19 protein-coding genes are annotated in these 15,431 nt (G+C 64.7%); 13 read left to right on the forward strand and 6 right to left on the reverse strand.

Annotated elements, in window-relative coordinates:
- The first annotated feature begins 101 nt into the window (after positions 1–101).
- The 7 genes from CK224_RS17380 to CK224_RS17410 all read left to right on the forward strand — a co-directional run bounded on the left by CK224_RS17380 (position 102) and on the right by CK224_RS17410 (position 6,335).
- Positions 102–1,094, forward strand: a complete 993-nt coding sequence (locus CK224_RS17380; RefSeq protein ID WP_245425996.1) for a tetratricopeptide repeat protein — start codon at positions 102–104, stop codon at positions 1,092–1,094.
- 132 nt (positions 1,095–1,226) lie between these two features.
- Positions 1,227–1,793, forward strand: coding sequence for an elongation factor P (gene efp / locus CK224_RS17385; RefSeq protein WP_067001754.1), 567 nt, complete (start codon positions 1,227–1,229; stop codon positions 1,791–1,793).
- A 25-nt stretch (positions 1,794–1,818) separates the two neighbouring features.
- Positions 1,819–2,619, forward strand: coding sequence for an inositol monophosphatase family protein (locus tag CK224_RS17390; RefSeq protein ID WP_095782578.1), 801 nt, complete (start codon positions 1,819–1,821; stop codon positions 2,617–2,619).
- A gap of 194 nt (positions 2,620–2,813) precedes the next feature.
- On the forward strand, positions 2,814–3,506 hold the full coding sequence (locus tag CK224_RS17395) for a hemolysin III family protein (protein WP_170950278.1): 693 nt from the start codon (positions 2,814–2,816) through the stop codon (positions 3,504–3,506).
- Between the two features lie 105 nt (positions 3,507–3,611).
- Positions 3,612–4,631: a MotA/TolQ/ExbB proton channel family protein gene (locus CK224_RS17400; protein WP_067001748.1), complete on the forward strand. Its 1,020-nt coding sequence runs from the start codon at positions 3,612–3,614 to the stop codon at positions 4,629–4,631.
- A gap of 1 nt (position 4,632) precedes the next feature.
- Positions 4,633–5,661, forward strand: a complete 1,029-nt coding sequence (locus CK224_RS17405; RefSeq protein ID WP_067319478.1) for a peptidoglycan -binding protein — start codon at positions 4,633–4,635, stop codon at positions 5,659–5,661.
- Between the two features lie 248 nt (positions 5,662–5,909).
- The gene (locus CK224_RS17410) at positions 5,910–6,335 is read left to right on the forward strand and encodes a hypothetical protein (RefSeq protein ID WP_067001742.1); all 426 of its coding nucleotides are present in this window, start codon (positions 5,910–5,912) and stop codon (positions 6,333–6,335) included.
- A gap of 88 nt (positions 6,336–6,423) precedes the next feature.
- Here CK224_RS17410 and CK224_RS17415 read toward each other — a convergent pair whose 3' ends face one another.
- Entirely contained in the window at positions 6,424–6,777 is a 354-nt protein-coding gene (locus CK224_RS17415) for a DUF1304 domain-containing protein (RefSeq protein ID WP_095782580.1), read from the reverse strand.
- A 148-nt stretch (positions 6,778–6,925) separates the two neighbouring features.
- Between CK224_RS17415 and CK224_RS17420 the strand changes: the two genes are divergently transcribed.
- Complete coding sequence (locus CK224_RS17420; RefSeq protein WP_095782581.1) at positions 6,926–8,410, forward strand: carboxypeptidase M32; 1,485 nt, start codon at positions 6,926–6,928, stop codon at positions 8,408–8,410.
- A gap of 19 nt (positions 8,411–8,429) precedes the next feature.
- On the opposite strand, the gene CK224_RS17425 is transcribed toward CK224_RS17420, so the two are convergent.
- Complete coding sequence (locus CK224_RS17425) at positions 8,430–10,232, reverse strand: ABC transporter transmembrane domain-containing protein (RefSeq protein WP_095782582.1); 1,803 nt, start codon at positions 10,230–10,232, stop codon at positions 8,430–8,432.
- Between the two features lie 205 nt (positions 10,233–10,437).
- Here CK224_RS17425 and rpmE point away from each other — a divergent pair, with 205 nt between their 5' ends.
- On the forward strand, positions 10,438–10,659 hold the full coding sequence (gene rpmE / locus CK224_RS17430; RefSeq protein WP_040974396.1) for a 50S ribosomal protein L31: 222 nt from the start codon (positions 10,438–10,440) through the stop codon (positions 10,657–10,659).
- Between the two features lie 91 nt (positions 10,660–10,750).
- Here rpmE and CK224_RS17435 read toward each other — a convergent pair whose 3' ends face one another.
- Complete coding sequence (locus CK224_RS17435) at positions 10,751–11,389, reverse strand: TetR/AcrR family transcriptional regulator (RefSeq protein WP_095782583.1); 639 nt, start codon at positions 11,387–11,389, stop codon at positions 10,751–10,753.
- A 111-nt stretch (positions 11,390–11,500) separates the two neighbouring features.
- Here CK224_RS17435 and CK224_RS17440 point away from each other — a divergent pair, with 111 nt between their 5' ends.
- On the forward strand, positions 11,501–12,334 hold the full coding sequence (locus tag CK224_RS17440; RefSeq protein ID WP_095782584.1) for an NAD(P)H-binding protein: 834 nt from the start codon (positions 11,501–11,503) through the stop codon (positions 12,332–12,334).
- A gap of 1 nt (position 12,335) precedes the next feature.
- The gene (locus CK224_RS17445) at positions 12,336–12,812 is read left to right on the forward strand and encodes a DUF1772 domain-containing protein (protein WP_095782585.1); all 477 of its coding nucleotides are present in this window, start codon (positions 12,336–12,338) and stop codon (positions 12,810–12,812) included.
- Positions 12,813–12,840: 28 nt separating this feature from the next.
- Here the strand turns inward: CK224_RS17445 and CK224_RS17450 are convergent, their stop codons facing one another.
- From CK224_RS17450 to CK224_RS17460, 3 genes are all read right to left on the reverse strand, one after another.
- The gene (locus CK224_RS17450) at positions 12,841–13,152 is read right to left on the reverse strand and encodes a SelT/SelW/SelH family protein (RefSeq protein WP_095782586.1); all 312 of its coding nucleotides are present in this window, start codon (positions 13,150–13,152) and stop codon (positions 12,841–12,843) included.
- Between the two features lie 32 nt (positions 13,153–13,184).
- Positions 13,185–13,934 carry a YebC/PmpR family DNA-binding transcriptional regulator gene (locus CK224_RS17455; RefSeq protein ID WP_067001721.1) on the reverse strand — a complete coding sequence of 250 codons (750 nt, stop codon included), beginning with the start codon at positions 13,932–13,934 and terminating at the stop codon, positions 13,185–13,187.
- Between the two features lie 223 nt (positions 13,935–14,157).
- Positions 14,158–14,481: a helix-turn-helix domain-containing protein gene (locus CK224_RS17460; protein ID WP_067001718.1), complete on the reverse strand. Its 324-nt coding sequence runs from the start codon at positions 14,479–14,481 to the stop codon at positions 14,158–14,160.
- Between the two features lie 51 nt (positions 14,482–14,532).
- On the opposite strand from CK224_RS17460, the gene CK224_RS17465 reads away from it, so the two are divergent.
- Positions 14,533–15,015: an SRPBCC domain-containing protein gene (locus CK224_RS17465; protein ID WP_095782587.1), complete on the forward strand. Its 483-nt coding sequence runs from the start codon at positions 14,533–14,535 to the stop codon at positions 15,013–15,015.
- 26 nt (positions 15,016–15,041) lie between these two features.
- A complete protein-coding gene (locus CK224_RS17470; protein ID WP_280952267.1) occupies positions 15,042–15,431 on the forward strand; it encodes a VOC family protein in 390 nt (129 codons plus the stop codon).

Below are 15,431 nucleotides of genomic sequence, written 5' to 3' on the forward strand. Positions count from 1 at the left end.
CGCCGGTGCCGCAGCCCAGACCGGACACGACCACACCCGACACGAGCGCGCCGGATACAAGCGCCCCTGCTACCGGCGCCCCGAATACAAGCATTCCGAATATAAGCGCCCCAAATACCAGCGCCCCGAATACTGGCGACCCGAATGCTGCCGCCCCGAATACTGGCGCGGCCCACGCCGATAAGCCGATCGAAACACCGCTGCCACAGCCGGCAACGCTTCAACCGCCATCGGCCGACACCATCAATCCCGATCGCTTCGGCGCCAAGCTCCCGGACGCTGCCTACGGCGCCTTCCAGCGCGGCCTCTACAAGACCGCCTACAACCTTGCCATGGTGCGGGCCAAGAACGGCGACCCCGCGGCGCAGACACTGGTCGCCGAGATCCTGTCGCGTGGGCTGGGCGTGCCGCTCAACGCGGCAGAGGCCGCGAAATGGTATGGGCTCGCCGCCGAGCAGGGCGTGCCGGAAGCGCAGTTCCAATATGCGCTGATGCTGCTCGACGGACGCTATGTGAAGAAGGACGCCAAGGAAGCCTATGCGCTGATGCAGGCCGCCGCCGAGGCGGGCAACCGCCTGGCCCAGTTCAACTTCGCCCAATTGCTCGTCCAGCAGGATCCGGGCGATGCCGGCATCGCCAAGGCGGCTGTGTATTATGAGCGCGCCGCCAGTACCGGCCTTGCCGACGCCGAATATGCGATGGCGCAAATCTACGCCAACGGCGCCGGCGGCAAACCGCGCGACGACGCCAAGGCACGCACCCTGCTGGCGCAGGCCGCCCGGCAGAACTACGACACCGCGCAACTTGACCTCGCCGCATGGATGATCGAGGGGCGCGGCGGCGATCGCGACCTGAAATCGGGCTTTGCCTGGATGAGGCGCGCGGCCGAAGGCGGCAATGTCGCCGCCCAGAACCGCCTCGCCAAACTCTATATGGGCGGCATCGGTACCGACCCCGATCTGATCCTGGCCGGAGCCTGGTATATCGTCGCCCGGCGCGCCGGGTTGATCGACCCGCAGATGGACGATTTCCTGCAGGGCCTCGACGACGGTCAGACCAAGCAGGCGCTGCAGAGGGCGAACCGGCTGCCCTGAAAAGACGGCTCACGGCAGCGGCCATCTCCATGAGCGTTCGCGACGCCCTCCCTTGCCACTCAATGCGATTTGTGGTCTTGGAGGCGCCAAAGCGCGCTCCGCGCCAAAAATCTCATTCCGGATCAGTTCAACATGGCCAAGATCAGTGGCAGCGAAATCCGTCCCGGCTATGTCATCGAGCATGACGGCGGCCTCTGGGTCGCGGTCAAGACCAACACCGTGAAGCCCGGCAAGGGCGGCGCCTACAACCAGGTCGAGCTGAAGAACCTGATCAACGGCACCAAGCTCAACGAGCGCTTCCGCTCGGCCGAGACCGTCGAGCAGATCCGGCTGGAGATGAAGGATTTCTCCTTCCTCTACGAGCAGGGCGACGCGCTGGTTTTCATGGACACCGAAAGCTACGAGCAGCTCGAACTGAACAAGGATTTCGTCGGCGAGCGCGCCGCCTTCCTGCAGGACGGCATGATGGTCACGGTCCAGCTCTACGAGGAGCGGCCGATCGGCATCTCGCTGCCCGACCAGGTGACGCTGACCATCACCGAGGCCGACCCCGTGGTGAAGGGCCAGACGGCGGCGTCCTCTTACAAGCCTGCAGTGCTGGAAAACGGTGTCCGCGTCCTGGTGCCGCCCTTCATCTCGGCCGGCGAGCGCATCATCGTCGACACCAACGAGATCACTTACGTGCGTCGCGCAGAATAAAACGGCCAACACAGGAAGAAGAAGAATGGCGCGTTCCGCTCTCCTCAATGTCATGGTCCAGGCCGCGATGAAGGCCGGCCGGTCGCTGTCGCGCGATTTCGGCGAGGTGCAGAACCTGCAGGTCTCGATGAAGGGGCCTGGCGACTATGTCAGCCAGGCCGACCGCAAGGCCGAAGAGATCGTCTTTACCGAACTGTCGAAGGCGCGGCCGGGCTACGCCTTCCTGATGGAGGAGCGCGGCGCCGTCGACGGCGAGGACGGCCAGCATCGCTGGATCGTCGACCCGCTCGACGGCACCACCAACTTCCTCCACGGCATCCCGCTCTTCGCGGTCTCGATCGCGCTCGAGCGCCAGGGCCAGATCGTCGCCGGTGTCGTCTACAATCCGGCCATGGACGAGCTCTATACCACCGAGCGCGGCGGCGGCGCCTTCATGAACGACCGCCGGCTGCGCGTCGCCGGACGCGCCAAGCTCACCGATGCCGTGATCGGCTGCGGCGTGCCGCATCTTGGGCGCGGCCAGCACGGCAATTTCCTGATCGAGTTGCGCAATGTCATGGCCGAGGTCTCCGGCGTCCGCCGCCTTGGCTCAGCCTCGCTCGATCTCGCCTATGTCGCGGCCGGCCGCATGGACGGGTTTTGGGAAACCGGCCTTTCGGCCTGGGACATCGCCGCCGGCGCCCTGCTCATCCGTGAAGCGGGCGGCTTCGTTTCGGATATGGATGGCGGGCAGGACATGCTGGAGGCCGGCTCCATCGTCGCCGGCAACGAGCTTATCCAACGTGCGCTCTTGAGGACGGTAAAGAAGCCCCTGGCTGCGCGCTGAAGCGCGCCTATCGCATCACCCCGAAATCGGGAATCGATTTCGCTGATCTCCGTTTCGGAACAGATAAGCGCAAATCAAAGGGCTGCAGCCTCCTTTGCGCGTCGAAAGGACGCGCGGCGCGCTCGTCGCAAAACCGCAACCGAAGCTTGAAATACTGATCCGCGACTGCCCAGATTATGGTTGCAGGATCATTCATGAACGACGCTCGCGCAAATACAACGATCGAAATCCCCTTTGTCGGCCGCTGGCACTATTCGCGCGCCGAGATGATCGCCGATGGCATCGTCCATGCTGTGGGCATCGTGCTGGCGATCGCCGCCGGCTCTGCCTTCCTGGCTTTAGCCGCCTTCCATTCCGGCCCGGGTGAGTATGTCGCCGCCGTCTTCTACGTTGTGTCGCTGCTCACCGTGCTGTCGGTATCGCTGGCCTATAATTTGTGGCCGATATCGTGGCCGGCGAAGTGGATCCTGCGCCGCTTCGACCATGCCGCGATCTATCTGCTGATCGCCGCCACCTACACGCCTTTCCTGGCCCAGCTCCAAACGTCCGCGCTTGCCGTGCCGATGATCGTTATCGTGTGGAGCGCGGCGGCACTGGGCATCGCCATCAAGATGTTCCTGCCTGGACGCTACGACCGGCTGGCGATCCTCTTCTATCTCGCCATCGGCTGGAGCGGCGTCGTGCTCGCCGGACCGCTGGTCGCGACTCTGCCGCCAGCCTCCGTCATGCTGCTGGTCGCGGGCGGCATTGTCTATTCATTGGGCGTCATCTTCTTTGCCTGGAAAGGCCTGCGTTTCCACAATGCCGTCTGGCATGGCTTCGTCGTCACCGGCGCCGGGCTGCACCTGGCCGCCATGGTCGACTGTCTGGTCATCAGCCGTTTTTGAAACGACCCGCGCGGGGCGATATTGTCAAGCACCATTCAATTTGGTCACAATTCCGTTTAGAGTCGCGGCAATTCTGCGGCGGGTGGCATCGGAAACGGGGCACGGATGGCTTTTCTCAGATCCTTCGGCAGGCGCTCGGATGTCCTGGTCTACGATCCGCACAAGCTGTCGAGCCCGCAGGTCTTCCTGCTCACGATGGTGATCTTCCTGGTCATCGTCGCCTTCATCGCCGCCATCCTCACCCGCCAGATCTCCACCGCCTTCTCCAGCAACCCCGGCCTCAACGGGCTGATCATCGGCGTGCTCGCCGTCGGCATCCTGCTCGCCTTCGCCCAGGTCGGCCGGCTGTTCAGAGAGGTGCGCTGGGTCAACTCCTTCCGCGCCGGCTCCGAGACCACCGAGCCGGTGCTCCTGGCGCCGATGAAGGCGATGATCGGCCGCTCGTCGACGATCGCCTTCTCGACCTCTTCGATGCGCACCATGCTCGATTCCATCGCCACGCGCCTCGATGAAAGCCGCGACACCTCGCGCTATCTTGTCGGACTGCTGGTGTTTCTTGGCCTGCTCGGCACCTTCTGGGGCCTGCTCAACACCATCGCCTCCATCCGCGAGACGATCGAGGCGCTCGACCCCGGCAGCGGCGATGCCGCCGCCGTGCTCGACGCGCTGAAGCAGGGCCTGTCGGCGCCGCTCGCCGGCATGGGCACGGCCTTCTCGTCCTCGCTGTTCGGCCTCTCCGGCTCGCTGGTGCTCGGCTTCCTCGACCTGCAGGCCGGCCGCGCCCAGACCCGCTTCTACACCGAGCTCGAGAACTGGCTGTCCTCGGTCACCGATCTCTCGTCCGATATCGTCGTGTCGGAATCGGCGCGCGCCGAGCCGTCGGAGGAGATCCGCCTGCTGTCGGAACGGCTGCGCAGCCTGCAGGAGAACGGCGGCGGCTCCAACCCGCGCGTCGCCACCGCCATGGCCAACCTGGCGGACGGCATTTCCGGGCTGGTCAAGAACATGCGCTCGGAACAGCAGATCATGCGCGACTGGGTCGAGGCGCAGTCGGACGAACAGAAGGCGATGCGCAACACGCTGGAAAAGATCGCTGACGCCCTGAAGAAGACCGGAGTGCACTGACGTGGCGCTGGCAAGGAGGCGCGCCGATCGCCGCATCGACTACTGGCCCGGCTTCGTCGACGCGCTGTCGACGCTTCTGCTCGCCATCATGTTCCTGCTGACGGTCTTCGTGCTGGCGCAATTCCTGCTCAGCCGCGAAATCTCCGGCAAGGACACCGTGCTCAGCCGCCTCAACTCGCAGATCAACGAGCTGACGCAGTTGCTGGCGCTGGAGCGCTCGAACAGCCAGGACAAGGAAGACACGCTCGCCAATCTGCAGGCCTCGCTGTCGGCGGCGGAGGCGGAAAAGAGCCGTCTTCAGCAATTGCTGGAGCAGGGTGCCGGCGCCGGCGACGCTGCCAACAAGCGGGCGGACGCGCTGTCCGGCGAACTCAGCAACCAGCGCCAGATCAGCCAGCAAGCGCTGAGCCAGGTCGAGATCCTCAACCAGCAGATCGCGGCACTGCGCAAGCAGATCGCGGCGCTCGAGGACGCGCTCAACGTGTCCGAGCAGCGCGACCGCGAGTCCAACACCAAGATTGCCGATCTCGGCCGCCGCCTGAACGTGGCGCTGGCGCAGCGTGTCCAGGAGCTCAACCGCTACCGTTCCGACTTCTTCGGCCGGCTGCGCGAGATCCTCGCCGACCGCGAGAACATTCGCATCGTCGGCGACCGCTTCGTCTTCCAGTCGGAGGTGCTGTTCCCGACCGGCTCCGACGAGATCAACGATGCCGGCAAGGTCGAGATGAAGAAGCTCGCCGATGCCGTCATCGAGCTGCAGAGGGAAATCCCGCCTGAGATCAGCTGGGTGCTGCGCGTCGACGGCCACACCGACAACAAGCCCTTGTCCGGCACCGGCCGCTATCGCGACAATTGGGAGCTGTCGACCGCCCGTGCGACCTCGGTGGTGAAGTTCCTGATCGAGAACGGCGTGCCGGCGAACCGACTGGTAGCCGCCGGCTTCGGCGAATTCCAGCCGCTCGATCCGGCCGACACGGATGAGGCGCGCAGCAAGAATCGCCGAATTGAACTGAAGCTCACCGAACGTTGATCCGGCATCACGCGAACTCACGCGAATTTGTTCGCAGGCTCAACTCTAGCGCGCAGAGGCTCGCCGGCAAGGCCTGAAAACATTATCTTTTTTTAATTACACTCGGCGACTTGGCGGCCCTAGTTTGCTGCGCAGGGCCGGGAACCGCCGGCGATGCCTCCCATCGCGACGCGACGGAACCGGACGGCCCACTAGCTCGGAAGCGGAGCGGGATGGCCGCTCCTTCCCCAGCAGGAGGACGCGCCGTCATGCGCGCTTTAACATCTCTCAAGACTGCAACTCTCGCCGCGGTTCTGATCGCCGCCCCGCTCGCCGGCGCCTACGCCGCCGGACATCACAAGGGCGCTCTCGACGCAACCGATCCAACCGACTTCACCGGACCGCGGGTGACCAGCCTGATCGAGCAGGTCCAGGGTGTGGATCAGGGCATCGCCGACGCGCGGCAAGCAAACGACATCTCGGCCTCGGAAGCGCAGCAACTGCATATGCGCGCCGCGCACATCAGCCAGGTGGCCGAGCACGTAGCCGCTTCGGATCACGGCAGGATTCCGGCTGCGCAATATCACGACCTGCTGCGCCGTCTCGACAATGTCGACCAAAAGCTGAGAACCGATACCGGCAGCGGCTTCCTGATGGGCGACGGCGCCGACGGCGGCCACTATCCGAACGGCTGAGCGGTTTCGGTCCGCGACTGCCGTTTCGAGACCAGGAAGGGACGATCTGGCGCCCGAGGGACCTGGCCCGAGGGCGTCCTTTTTTCAGTCACCGGCCGAGCCAAAGCGCGATAATGGCAAGCACCGCGGGCAGCGTCTGGATGACCAGGATCTTGCGGCCGACGGTCGCCCCGCCATAGAGGCCGGCGACGGCAACGCAAAGCAGGAAGAACATCTTGATTTGGAAGCCGCCGGTGCCGAGATAGAGCCCCCAGATCAGGCCTGTCGCAAGAAAGCCGTTATAGAGCCCCTGGTTGGCGGCGAGCACTTTCGAGGCGCTGGCGAAGTCCGGCTTGAGGTTGAACGCCTTGTGGCCGCGCGGCGTGTCCCACAGGACCATCTCCAGATAGACGATGTAGCAATGGATCAGCGCCACCAGCCCGGTCAGGATATTGCCGATCATTGTCCCCTCCGCTCGTTGGCCCCAACCTTTGATCACGCAGCGCTGTTGCAAGGCAAGATGGGCTGATCCGGAACGGGCGGATCAGGGTTGCCAAGCTGCGCGCCTTGGTATCTTTTCGCGCCAACCCCTTTGCAGCCGGAAACCATCCATGTCCTTCCAAAAACTCGATCTACTCGGCCATAGGCTCGAAGCGCTGGAACATGCGCTGGCCATCCTCGGCGCCGATGAGGCGACCCACATGGCGGTTGGCGGCGGCGAGAAGCGCGCCGAGGCGATGTCGGCCCTGGCCGGCATGCTGCACGCCCAGGCTACCGCGCCGGAGATCGGCGACTGGATCGCCGCCGCCGAAGCCGAACCGCTGAACGACGAGCAGCAGGCTGCGGTAAGGGAACTGCGCCGGCAATATACCAACCTCACCTGCCTGCCGGTCGAATTTGTTGAGCGCCAGACGACGGCGCGCATGCGCTCCGAGCAGCTCTGGCGCGACCTGCGCGCCAAGAATGACTGGGCGGGCTTCCTGCCGGCACTGGAAGGCGTCGTGGCACTGGTGCGGGAAGAAGCGGCGCTGCGCGCCGAGGCGCTCGGCCTCGCCCCCTATGACGCGCTGATGGAGCAGTACGATCCGGGCAACCGCGCCGCCGACATCACGCCGGTGTTTGTCGAGCTGAAGGCTTTCCTCAAGGATTTCCTGCCGCATGCGCTGGCGATGCAGGATGCGCGGCTGGCGAAGCACGCGCTCAAGCCGCTCTCCGGCAGCTACGCCGTCGAGAAGCAGCGCGAGCTTGGTCTTGCCATGATGGCGGCGGTCGGCTTCGACCTCACCCATGGCTCGCTTGCGGTGTCGCACCATCCCTTCTGCGGCGGCGTGCCGACCGATGTGCGCATCACCACCCGCTACAAGACTTCCGATTTCCTGTCGGCGCTGATGGGAGTGCTGCACGAGACCGGCCACGCGCTTTACGAACAGAACCTGCCGAAAGCCTGGTCGCACTGGCCGCTCGGCAAGGCGCGCGGCATGGCCGTGCATGAGAGCCAGAGCCTGTTCGTGGAGAAGCAGATCGGCCGCAACCCCGCCTTCTGGCGCTGGGCGCTGCCGGTTGTCGAGAAGCATCTCGGCGAAGCCTGGTCGATCGACGACATCCTGCCGCATGTCCATCATGTGGAACTCGGCTTCATCCGAGTCGACGCCGACGAGGTCACCTATCCGCTGCATGTCATCCTGCGTTACGAGCTCGAGCAAGAGCTCGTCTCAGGACGGCTGGAGGCGGCCGACCTGCCCGAGGCCTGGGATGCCAAGATGCGCGACTATCTCGGCCTGTCGACCATCGACAACCCGGCCGACGGGCCGATGCAGGACGTGCACTGGCCGGGCGCCGCCTTCGGCTATTTCCCGTCCTACACCTTGGGGGCCATGATGGCGGCACAGCAGTGGGCGGCCTTGACCAGGGAGCATCCGTCAGCCGACGGAGATCTCGCCAAGGGCGACTTCAGCGCCATCAATGAGTGGCGACGCGCCAAGATCTGGTCGCAGGGCTCGCGCTGGTCGACGCCGGACCTGCTCGAGCGCGCCACCGGCGAGAAGCTCAACGCCGTTTACTTCACCGAGCACCTGCGCAAGCGCTACGGCGACTGATAGCGCCTGCCGGCGGGCGCTACTCCGCCGCGCCCTTGAAGGCGCTCGCTCCGGTCTCGAACTGCAGCTTGGCGAGCCGCGCATAGGTGCCGCCCTTGGCGACAAGGCTTTGGTGGGTGCCTTCCTCGACGATGCGCCCGCCTTCCATGACCAGGATGCGGTCGGCCTTGAGTACCGTCGCCAGCCGGTGGGCGATCACGATGGTGGTGCGGCCGCGCATCAGCCGCTCCAGCGCCGTCTGCACCAGCGTTTCGCTTTCGGCGTCGAGCGCCGAGGTCGCCTCGTCGAGCAGCAGGATCGGTGCGTCGCGCAGAATGGCGCGGGCGATCGCCACGCGCTGGCGCTGGCCGCCCGAAAGCGTCACACCGCGCTCGCCGACCTGGCTGTCATAGCCCTTTTCAAGCTTGCCGATGAATTCGTCGGCAAGCGCCGCCTTTGCCGCCGCCTCGATCTCGGCATCGCTGGCGCCCGGCCGGCCGAAGCCGATATTGTCGGCAGCACTGGCCGCGAAGATGGTGACGTCCTGCGCCACGATGGCGATGCGCTGGCGGATTGCGGCCGGATCGGCCTGGCGCAGATCGACGCCGTCGATGACGACACGGCCGCTCTCCGGATCGTAGAAGCGCAGGATAAGCGAGAAGACGGTGCTTTTTCCCGCGCCCGAAGGACCGACGATCGCCACCGTCTCGCCGGGCTTCACCTGGAAGCTCAGCCCATGCACGGCGGCCCGGTCCGGCCGCGCGGGATAGGAGAAGGAGACATCGTCAAAGCTGATCGCGCCCTTGGCCTTGGCCGGCAGCGGCTGCGGATCGGCGGGCGCTTGAATGGCGGGCTTCTCCGCCAGGATCTCGGTCAGACGCTCGGCGGCGCCCGCCGCCTGCGACAGCTCGCTCCACACTTCCGACAGCGCGCCGAGTGCGCCGGCGGCGAACACCGAATAGAGCAGGAACTGGCCGAGCGTGCCGGCCGACATCGTGCCGGCAAGCACGTCGCGCGAGCCGAACCAGAGCACCGCCACCACCGATGAAAAGATCATGAAGATGGCGAAGAAGGTGAGAAAGGAGCGGGCGAAGACCGACGTGCGCGCCGCCTCGAAGGCGGCCTCGACGGCGGCCGAGAAGCGCCCCGTCACCAGCTTCTCGTTGGTGAAGGCCTGCAGCGTGCGCACGGCGCCGATCTGCTCGCTGGCATAGGCAGTGGCTTCCGCCAGCGTATCCTGCGCCAGCCGCGACTTGCGCCGCACCGAACGGCCGAAGGCGACGAGCGGCAGCACGATCAGCGGGATGGCGGCCAGGACCAGGCCGGACAGTTTCGGGCTGGTGAAGACCATCATCGCCACGGCACCGACGCCGAGGATGAGATTGCGCAGCGCGACCGATGCCGTGGCGCCGACCGCCGACTTCACCTGCGTGGTATCCGCGGCAAGCCGCGACACGATCTCGCCCGACTGCGAGCGATCGAAAAAGGCCGGCGAGAGCGTCGTGACATGGGAGAAGACATCGCGGCGGATGTCGGCGACGACCCGCTCGCCGAGCGTGATGACGAAGTAGTAGCGGCTGGCGGACGCCGCCGCCAGCACGGCCGCCATCAGCACCAGCGCGGCGAAATACTCGGCAATGAAGGTGGAGCCCGCCGCCTGGAAGCCGTGATCGATCATGCGCCGCACGGCCATCGGCAGGGCCAGCGTCGTCCCTGCCGCGACGATCAGCGATATGATCGCTCCGACCGCCAGTTTGCGGTACTGCATGACGTACGGAAAAAGGTTCCTGAGCGGCCGGACCGAGCGCCTGCGCTCGTCACCACTGACACCGATATCCGCCATGAGCGTTTCCTCTGGCCGCGTGTTCGTCATGCGCTTCAATATGCGCCTGCCGCGGCCTTGTGATTCAATTCCGGCTGATGTATAGGCTCGCCGACCGTTTTAGAAGCCGTGGCTTTTCATTAGCTGCGGCTTCGAGTTTTAAAAAGGGGCGCATCGACGCAGGCCATCGGCCCGTCACCAGCGCCGGCAAGCCAGGAACACGACAATGAAGGCCGATATCCATCCCGACTACCACACCATCAAGGTCGTCATGACCGACGGCACCGAATACCTGACCCGCTCGACCTGGGGCAAGGAAGGCGACACGATGAACCTCGACATCGACCCGACCACGCACCCGGCCTGGACCGGCGGCCAGCAGACCCTGCTCGACCGCGGCGGCCGCCTGTCGAAGTTCAAGAAGCGTTTCGAAGGTTTCGGCCTCTAAGCCTTTCTAAACGTGTCGCAGATCAAAACCCGCCTCCGAGGCGGGTTTTTTGTTGGCCACAGACGCTGCGGGAAACCCGACCAGGTTGTACCTACCCTTCCACCAGCTCCCGCAGCGCCATGCGCTTATAGGCCGCGACCAGCCTGTCGCCCTCCTCCCGGTCGACGGAGATCGCCAGCCGCATGACCGCCTCGCCCATCTGCCAGACTAGCAGCGCCGCCGTCTCCATCGCCACGGTATCTGCGCCGGGACGCAACCGCTTCAGCACCGCGACGAGGAATCGGGCATTGGCCCGGCTGTCGGCCAGTTCGAGTTCGCGCAAGGCCTTGTCAGCCTGCGTGCCCGACCAGATGTCGCGCATCACCGGTTCGGCTAGGAACATCCCGTAATAGATGTCGACCAGCTCCGAAAACGCCTGCTTCAGCCCTTCGGCGTCGCTGACGTCCTTCAGCGCCGCCGAAATGCAGGCCTGGCTTTCGGCGGTGTAGCGCTCGGCCAGCGCCCAGACGATCGCCCGCTTGTCGGGAAAGAACTGGTAGAGCGAGCCGATCGACACCCCTGCTCTTTCCGCCACCTCGCCCATGCGCATGGCATCGCTGCCTTGCTCGGCGATCAGCGCCGCGGCAGCGGCAAGCATCCGCTCGACCCGCTCTCGGCTGCGCTGCTGCGTCGGCGCTCGCCGGGGCATTGCGATTTCCTGGTCGAGCTTCGCGGCTACCCTGCCTTGCATGAGCTTCCTCCGAAAGATCCTCGAGAAACTGGCTTGACTCACAAAATACGAGCGGTTATCACGTTTTGCAAACATGAGGATTACTCATATTAAGAAAACGAGGAGATCGAGATGACCGACACGTCACGGAAACCGATTTTGATCCTGGGCGGCACCGGCAAGACCGGCCGGCGGCTGGCCGAACGGCTGACCGCCCGCAGTATCCCGGTGCGGATCGGCTCCCGCGCAGGCACGCCTCCCTTCGACTGGTCGGACAAGAAAACCTGGGGCGCGGCCCTCGACGGCGTCGGCGCCGTCTACATCAGCTACTATCCTGACATCGCGGTGCCGGGCGCCGCCGAAACTGTCGAGGCGTTGGCCAAACTTGCCGTCGAGCGCGGCATCAAGCGGCTGGTGCTGCTCTCCGGTCGCGGCGAGACGGAGGCTCAGCGCGCCGAGGAAATGGTCAAGGTCTCCGGTGCCGATTGGACGATCCTGCGCTGCTCATGGTTCTCGCAGAATTTCAGCGAAGGCTTCCTCATCGAATCCATACTCGAAGGCGAAGTCACCCTGCCGGTCGGCGCTGTCGGCGAACCCTTCGTCGATGTCGACGATATCGCCGATGTCGCCGAAGCCGTGCTGACGGAGCCGGGCCATGCCGGCCAGCTTTACGAACTCACCGGCCCGCGTCTGCTGAGCTTTGCTCAGGCCGTCGCCGAAATCGGCAAAGCCACTGGCCGCGACATCCGCTATCGGCGGATCTCGCATGCCCAATTCACCGAAACGGTGGCTGCGCACAACCTGCCGCCGGAATTCGCCTGGCTGCTCAACGAGCTCTTCACCGAGGTGCTCGACGGCCGCAACGAATCGCTGACCGACGGCGTGCAGCGCGCGCTCGGCCGCCGGCCGAAAGACTTCTTCGCCTATGCAACCGAAACCGCAGCCAGCGGCGTCTGGAGTAACTGAGATGATGAAAATTCTTCCCGCCCTCGCCTTCATTGCCGCGATCGGCTCTGGCGTGGTCGGCGGCGTCTTCTTCGCCTTTTCCAATTTCGTCATGGCAGCACTTGCCAGGCTGCCCGTCCCAGCCGGCATCGCAGCGATGAATTCGATCAACATCACCGTAATTACGCCCGCCTTCATGACGGCGCTTTTCGGCACCGGCCTCATCTGCCTGGTGCTGATTGCCGCCGTCAGCATGGGCTGGAGCCAATCGGGCTCGTACTGGCTGCTTGCCGGCGCCGTAATCTATCTCGTCGGCAACCCGATCGTGACCATGGTGTTCAACGTACCGCTCAACGACGCCCTGGCCGCCGTCGACCCGGCCAGCAGCAACGGCGCCGCCGTGTGGGCGAACCATCTGAGCCAATGGGCGATGTGGAACCACGTCCGCACCATCACCGCGATCGTGGCGATGGCCTGCTTCATCCTTGCTCTGATTTGAAGAGAGCGGCCAGCGGATAAACCCCGCCTCAGGCGGGGTCCGTCTTCTTGTGCGTCTTGCGGTCGGCGTGTCCCAGATCGCGCTCCGGGTCGATGACATCGCGGACCAGCTGCTTGAGCTTCGCCGCCTCCGGAAAACCGCCGTCGCGCTTGCGCTCCCAGATAAGCTGGTCGTTGCAGAAGATCGTGAAGATGCCGCCGGTGCCCGGCACCAGCGTCACCTCGCCGAGATCGGTGCCGAAGGTCGAGAGCAGCTCCTGTGCCATCCAGCCGGCTCTGAGCAGCCACTGGCATTGCGTGCAGTAGGTGATGCGGACGGCGGGCAGCGGCTTCTCGCTCATGACGGATCGAGCTCCGCTCATACGTCAGCCGATCAGGCCGCGCTGAGCTTGGCCATCGTCTCGTCGTCGACCTCGAAATTGGCGTAGACGCTCTGCACGTCGTCGTCGTCCTCGAGGGTGGCGACCAGCTTCATCAGCGACTGCGCCCGTTCTTCATCGACCGGCACGTTGTTCTGCGGCTGCCAGATCGGCTTGACCGACTCCGCTTCGCCGAGCGCGGCTTCGAGCGACTTAGATACCTCGCCGAGATTTTCGAAGCTGCAATAGACGGTGTGGCCTTCCTCGTCCGACTCGACGTCGTCAGCACCGGCCTCGATCGCGGCTTCCATCACCTTGTCCGCGCTGCCGGCCGAAGCCGGGTAATAGATCTCGCCGACGCGGTTCCACATGAACGACACCGAGCCGGTTTCGCCGAGCGCCCCGCCGGCCTTGGTGAAGGCGGCGCGCACATTGGACGCCGAGCGGTTGCGGTTGTCGGTCAGCACCTCGACGATCAGCGCCACGCCGCCGGGGCCATAGCCCTCATAGCGCACGGCCTCGTAGTTCTCGGCATCTCCGGCGGAGGCCTTGTTGATGGCGCGCTGGATGTTGTCCTTCGGCATCGACACCGCCTTGGCGTTCTGCACCGCAAGGCGCAGCCGCGGGTTCATCGCCGGGTCCGGCGTGCCGGTCTTGGCGGCGACGGTGATTTCGCGTGCCAGCTTGGAAAACATTTTCGACCGCACCGCATCCTGGCGGCCCTTGCGGTGCATGATGTTCTTGAACTGCGAATGGCCAGCCATGGCACCCCTGTCGTGTTCGGCTAGAGCATTTCTCGGCCGGGCGCGATCACCCGGCATCGGCAAATGCTCGAATTTAAAAATTCAGAACGCTGCAAGCGTGCCTGCGAAGGCCCGCGGCGCTCTCTGTCGGAATGGCCGGCTTATAGATAAATCGGCTCAATTCGTCCAGCCGGACCGTCGACCCTGACGGCGTACACACCGAGATTGCCCTTGCAGCGCGGCATCATCCCTCCAGATCCGACTTCAGCCGGTCGAGGATGCTGATCGCATGGCCCGCATATTGGCCGATCCAGCGGTCGTGGATCTGCCTGATCGGCAGCGCGTTGAGATGGTTCCAGCGCTCGCGCCCCTCGCGCCTCGCCACGACCAGATCGGCCTCTTCCAGCACCTTCAGATGCATCATGACCGTGCAGCGATCCATGTCCGGGAAAGCCTCGCAGAGCGCCCCGGTGGTCTGCGGCTGATCCTTGAGCCGGTCGAGCAACTCGCGCCGGCGCGAGTGCGCCAAGGCCTTGAAAACACGATCGTCCGAGGTTGGGCTTGACATGTTATGTTTTTATAACATATTGTTTCACGAGGCAAGGAAGGAGCTGTGGATATGTCTCTTGGATTCAGGATTTCCGGACGCATCGGCAGGCCGGTGGCCGAAGTCTTCGACGCCGTGGTCAACCCGACGAAGCTCAGCGGCTATTTCACCACCATTGGCGGCGCCTCTGCTCCGCTGGTCGCCGGCACCACCGTCACCTGGTGGAAGACGGTGCCGGTCGAGGTCGACGAGGTGATCAAGGATAGGCGTATCGTGCTGCGCTGGGACGCGGCCGACACTGACGGCAAGCCGGCCTACAAGACACGCATCGAGATGAACTTCGAGCCGTTGGACGACGGCGGCACCTTCGTTACCATCGCCGAGGCCGGCTGGCACGAAGGCGAGGTCGGACTGAAGAAATCCTACCTCAATTGCGAGGGCTGGTCGCAGATGCTCGCCTGCATGAAGGCGTATCTCGAATACGGCATCAATTTGCGCGACGGCTATTATCGCGCCGAGATGAAAGGCGAGCCGGCCAACGAGACCAATATTTGACTCCCTTTGAGCGAGGAGGCCCGGCCGTGAAGGTAACGCCGTTCCTGATGTTCGAAGGTCAGGCCGAGGAGGCCATGACCCTCTATTGCGACACCGTTCCAGAAAGCCGCGTTGTCGACGTCACACGCTATGGCGCCGGTGAGGACGGACCCGAAGGCACGCTCAAGCTGGCCCGCGTCGTGATCGGCGGCGCGGAGGTCATGGTCTTCAACAGCCCCGTGCATCACGCCTTCTCCTTCACGCCGTCGTTCTCGCTCTTCGTCGACTGTTCCTCCGAGGAGGAGCTCGATCGCATTGTCGGGGTGCTGGGCAAGGACGGCGCGTTTCTGATGCCGACCGACGATTACGGCTTCAGCCGCCGTTTCGCTTGGCTCAACGACCGCTTCGGCGTTTCCTGGCAGATCAACCTGCCCTAG

Source organism: Mesorhizobium sp. WSM3862 (assembly GCF_002294985.1).
Taxonomy (GTDB): Bacteria; Pseudomonadota; Alphaproteobacteria; order Rhizobiales; family Rhizobiaceae; genus Mesorhizobium.